The sequence below is a fragment of the Sporosarcina jiandibaonis genome, from assembly GCF_013184495.1.
In the GTDB taxonomy this organism is placed as follows: Bacteria; Bacillota; Bacilli; order Bacillales_A; family Planococcaceae; genus Sporosarcina; species Sporosarcina jiandibaonis.
On the sequence record NZ_JAAOIY010000001.1, the window covers coordinates 651,990 to 665,280 of the forward strand.

The following is a 13,291-nucleotide window of genomic DNA, read 5'->3' on the forward strand; positions in this document are numbered from 1 at the left end:
GTAAAGTCAATACCATTTCAACAATTTTCGTAAGCGTTTTCAAACAAAGCGAAAAGTAGTATTGAATTTTTTGAAATAGGTTTTTTAACCCGAAGAAATGTATTAGATTCTCCCAAAATAAAAGGAAAGCATCGATGCGAATACTCTTCGCTTCGATGCTTTTCCCAATTGCGGTCTATCGCGATGTTTTCTTAGGACTACCATATATATTATATGCTTAATAACGCTTTATCGCTTGTTAATTTCTCCCCGCGAATACGCTGGAATTCGTCCATTAATTTTTCGATTGTCAATTCCTTCTTCTCTTCGGCTTCCACTTCCAAAATGATCTGACCTTTGTCCATCATAATAAGTCTATTCCCCAAGTCGAGAGCCTGCTGCATATTATGTGTTACCATCAACGTAGTTAACCGATCTTTTTCAACAAGTTGCTTTGTTATATTAGTGATCAACTCCGCACGCGATGGATCTAATGCCGCCGTATGCTCATCAAGAAGTAAAATAGCAGGTTGCGTAAATGTAGCCATTAAAAGCGAAAGGGCTTGTCGTTCACCGCCGGATAGTGTTCCGACTTTCGCGTTAAGGCGATTTTCAAGATTCAAATGCAGTGTTTCGAGTGCTTCTTTAAACAGTTCCCTGCGCTTCTTATCCACACCTCTTTTAAATCCACGTTTTTTGTCCCTAGAATAAGCCATTGCTAGATTTTCTTCAATAGTCATTAAAGGCGCGGTACCGGCCATCGGATCTTGGAATACTCTTCCGATCATCTGAGACCTTTTATATTCTGGTAACTTTGTTACATTTGTATCCTCAATAATAATCTCGCCGAAATCGGGAGAAAGCGCTCCGGAAATCATATTTAGCATAGTCGATTTACCAGCACCGTTACTACCAATCACAGTTACGAAATCTCCTGATTTCAACTCAAGATTAATTTCATCCAAAGCAACTTTTTCATCCAAAGTAGCTTCATTAAAAATTTTATTGATTTGTTGGAGTTTCAGCAATGGCAGTTCCCTCCTTTGTCAACGCTAATTCGGCTACTCGATCATGATGACGTTTCGCCTTCCTAGTTTTTTCTCGCCTTTTTTCAATAAACTGCGGAATAACTAGTGCGCCGATTACGATAACCGCGGTAATCACTTTTAAATCTCCCGGATCGAAGAATTTAATTCGAAACGCAAGTGCCAGCACAAGTCTGTAAATAACTGCACCTATAATGATTGCTAATGTTGTTCGCATAATCGTTTTCGTTCCAAAGATTGCCTCACCAATTATGACCGAGGCTAATCCGGCTATAATCATTCCAATACCCATTGCAGCGTCGGCAAACTTTCCATATTGGGCAATTAATGCTCCTGAGAAAGCAACAAGCGCATTGGAAACACCAAGACCTATAATAACAAGTGTATCTGTATTAGCGGACAGACTTCTAATCATTCTTTTATTATCCCCAGTTGCCCTTATTGCAAGTCCAACTTCTGTTTGCAAGAACCAATCAACGATGAATTTTATAACGACAGTAATAATGAGCATAAGGAACAATGTTCCCCATGTCCCCGGTAAATATTGAACGCCAAGCATTTTGAAAAAACTATTGATGCTATTATCAATACCGAGCGTACTCCAAAATTCATGAAATTTACTAAACAATGTTGCTTCATTTAACAATGGGATATTTGAACGGCTAACAGAACTGGTAGAGGTCGTACCCATTATTCTTAAATTTATCGAATATAAAGCGATCATCATTAATATTCCAGAAAGAAGCGGGTTAATTTTTCCTTTTGTATGCAAGAGGCCAGTGATACATCCCGCAAGAAATCCAATTAGTAAAGCTACCGCAGTAGCCAGCATTGGATCATATCCGAAGATAATCATCGTAGCAGCCACCGCAGCTCCTGTTACAAAACTTCCATCAACCGTTAGATCTGGAAAATCCAACACTCGGAATGACAAATACACCCCGAGTGCCATAATTGCATAGATGATTCCTTGCTCAACAGAGCCAAATAGTGCAGCAAACATATAGAACCATCTCCTGTTTATTCAGTAAATTCCGCTTTCCATTCATCTTTAATTGTCACACCCATTTTGTCTGCAGCATCTTTATTCACAACAAACTTTAAATTCTGCGGGTATTGTGCTGGTATATCTGCTGGTTTAGTTTCATCCTTTAAAATCTTAACAGCCATTTCACCAGCTTCGTAACCGATATCGTAGTATTCAAATCCATATGCCCCTAATCCCCCGCGCTTAACAGAATCAAATTCAGCAACCATCATTGGAATTTCATTATCTTCGGCAACTGAAATCACTGATTCAAGTGCAGATACGACAGTGTTATCTGTAATAATATAAAATGCATCTACTTGACCTACTAACGATTCTGTAGCTTGTTTTACTTCAGCTGAAGTTGATACAGATGCTTCAACAACTTTCATATCCATTTCTTCCAGAATTTCTTTAACAGATTCCACTTGGGCTCTCGAGTTTTGTTCTCCAGCATTAAACACCATTCCGATATTTTTCGCACCTAATTCATCTTTTAAAAATTTCATCGTATTTGGAATTGCATCAGGATGCAAATCAATCGTGCCTGTGACATTGCCGCCCGGACTTTCCATAGATTCAATTAATTCAGCACTTACTGCATCCGTAACGGATGTAAATACAATTGGAATGTCCTTAGTCGCGCCCGCTACTGCTTGTGCACTAGGCGTTGAGTTCGCGAAGATTAAATCCACATCAGAATTCACAAGATTGGTAGCGATTGTTGTATTATTACCCATGTCATTTTGTGCGTTCTGCTCATCATATTCTACATCAAGTCCCGCATCTTCTAAGGCTTTTTTAAAGCCATCAAAAGCTGCATTTAACGATGGATGCTCTACAATTTGGGTCACGCCTACTTTATATTTTTTTGAGTCTGACCCTGCATTCTCACCTTCCCCCGTTTTTTCACCTTGCCCACATGCTGATAGTACAAGCACAACACTGAAAAGCGCAATCATTAATTTTTTCCAATTATTCTTCATTACTTTTCCCCCTTATTATTGTCTGTTTATATTTTGTATTTACTTGATTCCAAGTTATTAAATTTTCTTAATGCTACCACCGGATATAGTAGATAGTCAACAACATTTTGAATCTTCAAAGGGTTTAAGCGCTTACATTAATGATTTTATTGAAATTTTTCGTATAGATACATATTTCATTTGCTATATCAGTCAATTGGAGCCATATGAATCGCCTGTCCAACCAAACCCTCGACCGCTTCAAATAAACCTTCCCCGTAGCTTGGGTGTGCATAAGAAGGAAATTTCATATCTTCTTCTTTTGCAGCCATTTCCAGTAATTGCACAAAAGAACTCGACAGTTCGACAGCCCCTTCCCCGATCATATGAATCCCAAGAACAATACTTGTATTCGTATCCGAGATAACTTTTATAAAGCCCTCCGAATTAGCAGTTATAGCCGCATATCCATTGCTTCGCATGGGGAACTCGCATATACGTGCATCTATACCATGTTCTTTTACATCTTGCTCTGTTATGCCTACCGATGCAATTGGCGGAAGCGTGTGAACAATTGTGGGTAAAAAAGTAAGATCGACTTCTGGCTTTCCCCCTGAAATAACTTCGACTGCCGCTTTCCCTTGCTTAATCGCTTTCGCAGCAAGTCTGGGGCCTTCCGTTACATCTCCGATTGCGTAAATGGATTTGATTGATGATTCCATATTCTCATCGACTTTAATGAATCCTTGATCATTCTGATGTATGCCAAAACGTGCAATGCCTGTAGTTTCAATATTCGGCATTCTCTCGCCAGAAACGTACAGATATGAACCGGCGAAAGTCTCTTCCCTATTTTTATCTGATTGAACTGTAAGCGTTATTCCATCTTCCGTTTCAGCAGTTGACAACAACTTGACTTTATTAATCAAGCTGACTTTTCTTTTCTTGAATAACCGAAGTAATTCTTTATTTATAGATTCATCAAATGGCAACCCACTCTGATTCTCGATGAAAATTGTTACATGGGATCCTAATGCTGCAAAACATGAAGCGACTTCCAGAGCGATATAATCATTTCCCATGACGAGTAGATCGTCGGGGATTTCTGGAAGATTGAAAATTTCATGAGCAAGTAAAATTCTAGTAGAGCGGATCGTCACTTCCAATGGCATAACCGGCGAACTGCCTGTTGCAATAATTGTATTTTTACAAGTGAATATATCGAACTGATGACCATTTTCGACACCAATACGATTTTCATCTAAAAATGTCGCTTTTCCATAGATCAATTCTATTTTATTTTCTTTGCATAATTTTTCAATGCCAGTCCTTAGCCTTTTAATTATTTTTGTTTTATAAGCGAGAAGTTGGTTAATATTAAATTCCATGTCGATTCCGGAAATCCCTAAATCCTGTAAATGCGGTTTTTCCGCTAGTTTACCTGCAGCGTGCGTAAAAACTTTTGAAGGAATGCAGCCTTCATTCAAACAAACGCCGCCTAATTGCGATTGTTCAATCAAAGTTGCTGACAGTCCGAGTTGCGCTGCCCGAATTGCAGCAGAATAACCACCGGGACCCCCTCCAATAATAACAAGATCTCGCTCTTGACTGATTTCGCCGACAACCATTTAAATCATCTCCAAAAGTAGTTGATATGGATGTTCAATTAGATTTATAAAACGGTTTGTAAAAGAAACAGCCGTCGAACCATCTGCGACACGATGGTCAAAGGACATGGAAAGCGTCATGATATGTCCGATAACGATTTCATCCTGATCATTTACGATTGGTCGTTTTTTCGTTTTATGAAACGAGATTAATGCGGTTTCGGGGTAGTTTATGATTGGTGTGGCTCCAGTACTTCCAAGCGGGCCAACATTGCTCATGGAAAACGTACTATTTTGCATTTCGGCAAGAGATAGCTTTCCCGTGACAGCCTTTTCGGATAACTCGATTAATTCATGATGAATTTCTTTAATAGATTTTTTATCAGCATCGTGAATAACAGGAACTAGAAGTCCATTTTTTGTTTCTGTTGCAAATCCGATGTGATAGTTTTTCTTTAGCACTATCCGATTATTTTCTTCATCGAGTTCAGCATTAAATATTGGAAATTCTTTCAATGAAATCGTCAGTGCTTTAATAAAAAAAGCGGGGACCGAAATTGCATCTCCTGCTTTCTTCATATCCTCACGCATTTCAAATAAATTCGTCATGTTTGCTTCATCGAAATGGGTTACATGTGGAATGGTAAAAAGCGATTTCATCATCTTTTTAGCGATTTCTTTGCGGATTCCTCTAAACGGAATCTCATCTGGAGTTTCTTCCTTAATTTGTACTCGTTGTTCATCTATATCGTTGACTTCCCGATTCTTTTTAATAAATCGAAGTACATCTTCCTCTGTAACTCTGCCAGAAAGATCAGTTGCGGGAACTTCCGCAATATCGATATTGTTATCTCGCGCTAATTTGCGTGTGTAAGGCGCTGCGAGAACTCTTTTAAAAGGGTTGGCGATTCGTTCGATGCCTTCGATTCCTTGATCAATTGTTGCTGCAACTGAGTTATTCAAAGTTTTTGTTTCACTAACAAGTTCATGATCCCCATCTGATTCTATATAGATCAGACTTGTGCCTACTTGAACAGTTTCACCGGGTTCTACAATGATTTTTCGTACTGTGCCCGCGCAAGGTGAAGGAAGTTCAGCGGTCATTTTGTCCGTCAACACTTCGACTAGCGGTTGATCGGTACTGACCCGATCCCCGACTTTCACGAGATAATTTACAATCTCTCCTTCAGTCATGCCTTCACCGATATCATGCAATTTCACTTCTACCACATCATCCCCTCCTTAAAAATCCAGTACTCTTTCAATCCCTTCAATTACTCTTGCAACTGTAGGCGTATAATGATCTTCTAATGCAAATAGAGGTACGGGAACATCGAAACCCGTCACTCGTTCAATGGGTGCCCGCAAATATAGGAAAGATGTATCATTAATGATAGATACAATATCGTTTCCAAGACCCCCTGTCGAATGGGCTTCATGTACAATAACTGCCCTCGTAGTTTTTTGCACGGACTCGGCAATAATTTCGCGGTCTATCGGATAAAGCGTTCGAAGGTCAATAACTTCACAAAGGACCCCTTTTTTCTCCATGTGATCGGCTGCTTTTTCGGCTATAGCAATCATTGCTCCCCAAGCAATAATTGTTATATCAGTGCCTTCCCTCACTAGTTTTCCTTTACCGATTTCGACAGCATATTTACCAACTGGAACTTCTTCTCGTTGCGCTCGGTAACTTCTCATATTTTCCAAAACGAGTACAGGGTCGGGATCTTCCATTGCGGCTATCAATAATCCTTTCGCGTCATAAGGCCCTGATGGACAAACGACTTTTAAACCCGGCATATGCGTGAAAAGCGCTTCCGTACTATCTGAATGGATATCCGGTGCTCGAATTCCGGCCCCGTATGGCGCACGAATGACCATCGGCACAGTAAAATGACCCATCGTTCGCATTCTTATCCGAGAAACGTGGGTCATGATTTGCTCATATGCAGGATATATAAAGCCAAGAAATTGTATTTCAGCAACAGGTCTAAATCCATTTACGGAAAGTCCGATAGACGTGCCAATAATGCCGGCTTCAGAAAGAGGCGTATCGATTACACGATTGTCCCCGAACACATCATAAAGCCCCTCAGTTGCGCGGAAAACCCCGCCGTTTTTACCGATATCTTCCCCCAATAGGATGATGCGTTCATCTTCTTCAAGCATCGTTCTCAAACCGTTATTGATAGCTTGAACCATTGTCATTAGCTCAGTCGTTTGTTTCGAATGTGATGATTCTTTAAGTTCCATCGCCATTTTTACACCCTCCTCAAATGTGCTAGATATATGTCTTTTTGTTCAATGAGTTGAGTCGGCATGTTCTCAAAAACATTGTTAAAAAGATCTCGCACTTCTGCGGCCGGGAAGCTTTCCATCGCTTCCACCGCTGCTTCAATTTCAAGATCTGTTTTTTCTCTAATACCCGAAGCCCATTCATCGTCCCAGTAGCCATAATTTTTCATGAACATTTCCAGACGATCAATCGGGTCCACAAAATCCTTTCCCTCATCATCAGAACGATATTTCGTCGGGTCATCGGCCGTCGTATGTGCTCCTGTCCGCCAAGTAACTGCCTCGATCAAAGTAGGACCTTTGCCGCTTCTTGCATGTTCAAAAGCTTTTTTCGTTTCAAAATAAACAGCAAAACAATCATTGCCGTCAATACGAACTCCGGGAATTCCATATGCAATAGACTTTTGCGCAATTGTTGCAGAATTCATCTGCCGATCAAGCGGTACCGAAATTGCATAACCGTTATTTTGATTAAAAAAGACTACGGGGACTTTAAATACGCTGGCAAAATTCAATCCTTCATGGAAGTCTCCTTCCGAAGTTGCACCATCTCCGAAATAGGTTATTGCGCTATTGGTTGTGCCTTTCATTTTTTCTGCCCAAGCCGCGCCAACTGCATGCGGAATCTGAGTTGCAATCGGTACCGCCGGCGGAAAAATATTTTTGCCTTCCGGTGGCACACACCCTTCAACCCGTCCATTCCAATATAAATAAGTTCTAACCATATCCGCACCGAATGTTAATGTCGCTCCATGATCCCGGTAAGTCGGAAATATCCAATCAGCGGATTCGAGTGCTAAAGCGCTTCCAACCTGTGAAGCTTCTTGTCCCTCGAACGGCGCATAAGTTCCAAGGCGGCCTTGACGCTGTAAATTAATTGCTTTTCTATCAAATGTCCGTACTCGAACCATATGATAATAGAATTCCTTTGCCAGTTTTTCGCTTATCTGACTCTCATAAGATGAATCGAGTAAAAAACCTTCATTATCGATTATTCTTTTTATTGGATAATCTTGTTCCATGCTAAATCCCTCCTAACACAATCATTTGCGGATTGCCCATTTGGGTTTCACTGTAGGCGTGTAAAAACCGTTACGTTTACTTCTGGATGCCATCCGCTTCTCACACATTCTATTCGCTGATTCCATTGTGCATACTCCATCAGCTTCAGCCAGTTTGTATACTTCTAGAATCGCATCATAGATATGCTTTGTTTTCGCCAGCACCCGCTCATGATTTACACCGTATAGTTCATCGGCCACTTGGATTAATCCACCGGAATTAATAATATAATCCGGAGCATATAAAATGCCCTTTTCCTGAAGTTTCTTTCCATGACTTTCATGCAGAAGCTGGTTATTTGCAGACCCTGCGATTGCTTTTACTTTGAATTGATTGATCGTATTGTCATTAATGACTCCGCCAAATGCGCAAGGGACAAAAACATCCGCTTCTTGCGAGTAAATATCTTCACTCGCGACAATTTTCACAGTGCCGGGTGTAGAACTTTCAAGTTTTTCAATTGCCCGTATACTTTCTTCGTTAATATCCGTTACATATAGATTAGCCCCGGCTTCAAGCAGTGCTTTTGCAACTTTGAACCCTACTTTCCCCAAACCTTGTACGGCGTACGATACCCCGCCGAGATCATCTTTTCCAAACAGCACTTTATTCGTAGCTTTTATGCCATATAAAACTCCTTCTGCCGTCGGGATTGAGGAGTCGCCACCGCCTCCATAGGCCTCCGGTACGCCAACAATGCAATTTGTCTCTTTCAATGCATGTATGAAATCATCCATCGTCGTCCCCATATCGGTGCCGGTGTAAAATCTGCCACCAAGTGAATCGACGAATTGACCAAATGCGCGGAATAGTTCAGGACTTTTATCAGTTTTGGGATTCCCGATAATGACCGCTTTCCCCCCGCCGAAATCCACATCCGCTGCCGCACATTTATAACTCATGCCTTTTGACAACCGCAATGCATCTTCTAAAGCCTCGTCAACACTTTCATACGGCTGCATTCGACAGCCCCCCAAGGCCGGTCCCAGTGTGGTATTATGGATGGCAATAATCGCCCGCAAACCTGTAGACGGATCATTGCAGAATAATACCTGTTCATGTTCAGCCATTCGATCAAATAAATTAAGCTTATTTACCGTAGATGTTTCTTCTGCAAACTTCATTTAACAAGCCCCCTCGAAATTTGCATCTCCTTAACAAATTTTTTTCTTAAGGTGACACAGCTTTAAGCATGTTGCTAATAGTTTCTTTAGGTAAGATAACTTGTTTTACTTTTCCCTTCCCGATTAACCCCAAATTGCTATGAGCGTCTATTTCTGTCAGGACCATATTGTCATGCAACTCTGTAATAGTTGCTGTCAAAGTCACCTCCGAGCCGTATAGGGAAGGCGAAATATGTTTCACCTCCACTGACGCTCCCATCCCTTCTTCATGACTTTCTAAATAAGGGAGAATAATTTTCCGAGAAACCCATTCCATATGGTACGTCATCGCAACAGTCGAATAAACAGGGTGTATGACTTCACCTTCAAAAGCAGCAAACATATCTTTTGTTACGATAATTTTCAACGTCTCTTCCATGCCTACTTCCATACCGGGTTTCATCCATTCACCCCTTGCGCAGATGATTTTGATGAGTAACTTGACGCCTATCTAAAATATATGATTCTAATCCTCCTTCATGTATCATTTGAAATCTACAAATCTCTTACCATCGTATAACAATAATATAACGTAATCTTACCAATTTGTAATATGTTAGTCAATGAATAATTAGAAAACTCCGTGTTTTTGGAAATGAAAGTTATTAAATTATTGTATAAAAAAACTGGGATATAATTGCCCAGTTAATCTCATTATTAATCAATAATTAGCGGATGATCGTCCACGTCATATAATTCATCTTTTTCCCGAATATCATTATCTTCTCGAAAAACTTTTTCAAAAAAACGGCTTGCAGGTTGTGCGAGCAATTTATAATATTTTTCAAATAATCGCGCGGCATCATTGCCGCTCCATACTTCCGGTAAAAGTTCTTTTGGAAGGCCAGGATCGAAAAAGAGAAATTTACGGTATTCATGTACAAGCTTCGTCCGTTCAACAAAGCACTGGGCGTCCGTCATTAAATTTCTATCCATTAGTGCTTGATGCTCTTTAAACTTTTCGCTATACGTTGAAATGAATTGTTGGTGCTTTTCTGCGATTTCCTGAAGTGGCCAACCTTTTTCAACGAGGGTTCGGTTATCTTCAGGTCCTTGGTATTCCGCTACGAAAAAATCTACATAAGCTTTAATATCATAGTTTTCAATGAGCAAATGTACTTCCTTCTCAAGGTTATTCGGTGAAACCCAGCACCCGTTCGCGATACTTCCAAAACCGCTCCAGATCAGTTCTTTTCTAAGTTCATCGCGAATCCATCTTTTTTCTTCAGGAATCGTGTACATGAGCATGCGCCATTTTCCATCCCATTTTTTGGGGGTTAATTCGAAAATTCGAATGGCTGCTTCTTCAATCCTGGCTTCGCCGCGCTGCGTCAAATAATAATAGCTTTTATTTCCTATTTTCTCGGATTGAAGCCAACCTTGCTTCATTATTCTTGAAACAGCTACGCGTACGGATTGTTCATTATGACCAAATTCCTTAAGCAGACGTATTAAGCTGCCAATCCAAATCTTATTTCCATAATGCCGGATATAATCCCCGTAAATCGTAAAAATCATCGATCGTGTATTCGTCAAGTTAGTTCACTCTTTCTAGTTTCCATTCAACGTAAGTATAGCAGTCTACGGTGATTTTTCATTAATTTATGTGTAATCATAGACGCCTTTTCCGCTTTTTCTTCCCATTCGTCCTGCATGAACATATTGCTCCAAAAGAGGCGCTGGCCGATACTTCTCACCGAGTTTCTCATGTAAATAGTTCAAGTTATTCAATCGAGTATCCAGTCCGACTAAATCTGCAAGTTCAAACGGTCCCATCGGATAATTCAGTCCCAATTTAATGGCTTTGTCAATTTCTTCAGGAGTACCGAGGCCTTCTTGCAGCATGTAAAATGCTTCATTGCCAACAAGGGCACTAATTCGACTTGTGATAAAACCTGGAAACTCTTTGATGACAACCGTTTCTTTCCCCATTTTCTCCGCAACTTCTTTAATCATTTGTACAGTGTTTTCGCTCGTTTCCAATCCTCGAACAATCTCGACTAATGGCATTTTATGTACAGGATTGAAAAAGTGCATCGCGATTGTCTTTTCTGGCCGGTTAGCAAAAGAAGCGATTTCAGTCGGGCTCATTGTCGATGTATTTGTTGCGAAATAACAATGTCCTGGTGCATGTTTTTCAATCATTTCAAACACTTGTTTTTTTATCTTTGCATTCTCGGGAACAGCTTCGATAATAAGTTCCGCCGAACCTGCTGCTTTTGCCAAATCATGTTCATAATGCATGTTTTGTTGAGCATTTTCGGCAGCTTCGGGCGTTATCTTCCCATACGATATGCCTTTATCTAACATCATGGCAATATCCTGTTTCGCGTTTTTCAGTGCAACTTCATTGATATCCACCATAGTCATAGAGTACCCAGCAAGTGCACCGACATAGGCAATACCTTTTCCCATCACACCGGAACCGACAACAACAATGTGGTTGATCATGAAGCATCCTCCTTATAGTTTGAAAGAATTCGGACAGGAAAAATAGAAGTTCCCTGTCCGCGATTCAAGAAATTAAATCCCCGCAGGATTTAATAAATTAGTTTCCCGTAGGATTTAACAAGTTAAATTCATGCAGAATTTAACAAGATAAATCCCCGTAGGATTTAACCTATTAAATTCCGAATGGATTTATCGGTCTACTTCCGAAATAAGACATAATACTCTTCGTTTCAGAATAAAGGTCTAGCGTTTCTTTTGAAAGCTCCCGACCGAATCCAGATTGTTTGTAGCCACCGAATGGCGTGCCTGGGAATGCGGAAAATGGACAGTTAATCATGACGATTCCCGCTTGGATTTGATTGGCTACTCGTGTCGCACGCGCACCATTCGTTGACCAAATCGAGGAAGCAAGACCGTATTCAGAGTCATTGGCTAGTGCGATCGCTTCTTTTTCATTTTTGAATTTGGAAACGACAACTACTGGTCCGAAAATTTCTTCTTGAACAACCTTCATCTCTTGTGTGACGTTACCGATTACTGTCGGCGCATACCAAAAACCGTCTTCAAAGCCTTCAGGTTTCAATACTTTCCCGCCCGTCAGAATTTCTGCACCTTCATCGATTGCGAATTGAACATAACCTTTTATCGTATCCAACTGCGTTTGATCGATGATTGCCCCCATATGTGTTCCTTTATCAAACGGATCGCCAATTTGAATCTTTTCTGTTTTGGCAATAAACTTTTCGATAAACTCATCATAAACATCTTCATGAATATATAATCGGGAACGAGCATCGCAAGATTGACCCGTATTGTTATAGATGCCGTAAAGGGAGCCGTCAACAGCTGCATCGATGTCAGCATCTTCAAACACTAGATTCGGAGATTTCCCCCCAAGCTCAAGAGTGACACGTTTTAATGTTGCGGAAGCTTTCCCCATAATATCTTTTCCGATTGGCGTTGAACCCGTGAAAGCAACTTTGTTCACAAGCTCGTGTTCTACCAAATAATTGCCGATTTCAGAACCAGAGCCGGGAATTACGTTAACGACACCTTCCGGGACACCCGCTTCATGACAAATTTCGCCTAGAACAATCGCAGTCAACGGCGTTAGCGATGCCGGCTTCAGCACGACTGAACAACCCGCTGCAATCGCCGGCGCAATTTTCCAAGCCGCCATCATTAGAGGATAATTCCATGGGATAATTTGCGCGCATACGCCAACCGGTTCTTTTTCCGTGTAATTATGGAATTGGCCAGGTACATTATTGACTGTTCCCCCGTGCCCGACAATAGCGCCGGCATAAAATTCGAAGTCCTCAATTGCCTGTGCAATCTGACCTTTCGCTGCTGCAAGCGACTTACCTGTATTTAATATTTCAAGTTCGACAAGTTCTTTAAAGCGGCTTCCCATAATTTCCGCGATTTTATTTAATACGCGTGCACGTCGACCAGGAGGGGTGAGTTTCCACTTCCCATGATCAAATGCGTTTCTTGCGGCTTGAATTGCTTTTTCTGCATCTTTTTTCGAAGCTTTTGCCACTTCTGCAATCACTTTACCCGTCGCGGGATTATAGATTTTGGTTCGTTCACCATTATCGCTCTCGACTTGTTCGCCGTTAATAAAGAGTTTATAAAAATCACGATTCATCGGCTCACGTTCAATTGTTTGTTCTTGAGTTTTTGTCATTTA

12 protein-coding genes are annotated in these 13,291 nt (G+C 40.8%); all 12 read right to left on the reverse strand.

Going from position 1 to position 13,291, the window contains the following annotated elements:
* Positions 1-209: 209 nt before the first annotated feature.
* Positions 210-1,007 carry an ABC transporter ATP-binding protein gene (locus G8782_RS03300; protein ID WP_172369475.1) on the reverse strand — a complete coding sequence of 266 codons (798 nt, stop codon included), beginning with the start codon at positions 1,005-1,007 and terminating at the stop codon, positions 210-212.
* Positions 982-2,028: an ABC transporter permease gene (locus G8782_RS03305; RefSeq protein WP_172369476.1), complete on the reverse strand. Its 1,047-nt coding sequence runs from the start codon at positions 2,026-2,028 to the stop codon at positions 982-984. Before G8782_RS03305 ends, G8782_RS03300 begins: the two co-directional genes overlap by 26 nt.
* 17 nt (positions 2,029-2,045) lie before the next feature.
* Positions 2,046-3,038: an ABC transporter substrate-binding protein gene (locus G8782_RS03310; RefSeq protein WP_172369477.1), complete on the reverse strand. Its 993-nt coding sequence runs from the start codon at positions 3,036-3,038 to the stop codon at positions 2,046-2,048.
* Positions 3,039-3,226: 188 nt separating this feature from the next.
* Entirely contained in the window at positions 3,227-4,645 is a 1,419-nt protein-coding gene (lpdA, locus tag G8782_RS03315) for a dihydrolipoyl dehydrogenase (protein ID WP_172369478.1), read from the reverse strand.
* The gene (locus G8782_RS03320; protein ID WP_172369479.1) at positions 4,646-5,854 is read right to left on the reverse strand and encodes a 2-oxo acid dehydrogenase subunit E2; all 1,209 of its coding nucleotides are present in this window, start codon (positions 5,852-5,854) and stop codon (positions 4,646-4,648) included.
* 12 nt (positions 5,855-5,866) lie between these two features.
* The gene (locus G8782_RS03325) at positions 5,867-6,886 is read right to left on the reverse strand and encodes an alpha-ketoacid dehydrogenase subunit beta (RefSeq protein ID WP_246231533.1); all 1,020 of its coding nucleotides are present in this window, start codon (positions 6,884-6,886) and stop codon (positions 5,867-5,869) included.
* 2 nt (positions 6,887-6,888) lie between these two features.
* Positions 6,889-7,944 (reverse strand): pyruvate dehydrogenase (acetyl-transferring) E1 component subunit alpha, encoded by a 1,056-nt coding sequence (gene pdhA, locus G8782_RS03330; RefSeq protein ID WP_172369480.1) that lies wholly within the window; start codon positions 7,942-7,944, stop codon positions 6,889-6,891.
* A 21-nt stretch (positions 7,945-7,965) separates the two neighbouring features.
* On the reverse strand, positions 7,966-9,108 hold the full coding sequence (locus G8782_RS03335; RefSeq protein WP_172369481.1) for an amino acid dehydrogenase: 1,143 nt from the start codon (positions 9,106-9,108) through the stop codon (positions 7,966-7,968).
* Positions 9,109-9,154: 46 nt separating this feature from the next.
* A complete protein-coding gene (locus G8782_RS03340; RefSeq protein ID WP_172369482.1) occupies positions 9,155-9,550 on the reverse strand; it encodes a thioesterase family protein in 396 nt (131 codons plus the stop codon).
* A gap of 254 nt (positions 9,551-9,804) precedes the next feature.
* Entirely contained in the window at positions 9,805-10,665 is an 861-nt protein-coding gene (gene paaX, locus G8782_RS03345) for a phenylacetic acid degradation operon negative regulatory protein PaaX (protein ID WP_172370196.1), read from the reverse strand.
* Positions 10,666-10,749: 84 nt separating this feature from the next.
* Positions 10,750-11,598 (reverse strand): 3-hydroxyacyl-CoA dehydrogenase, encoded by an 849-nt coding sequence (locus tag G8782_RS03350; protein ID WP_172369483.1) that lies wholly within the window; start codon positions 11,596-11,598, stop codon positions 10,750-10,752.
* 172 nt (positions 11,599-11,770) lie between these two features.
* The gene (locus G8782_RS03355; protein WP_172369484.1) at positions 11,771-13,288 is read right to left on the reverse strand and encodes an aldehyde dehydrogenase family protein; all 1,518 of its coding nucleotides are present in this window, start codon (positions 13,286-13,288) and stop codon (positions 11,771-11,773) included.
* Positions 13,289-13,291 lie beyond the last annotated feature (3 nt).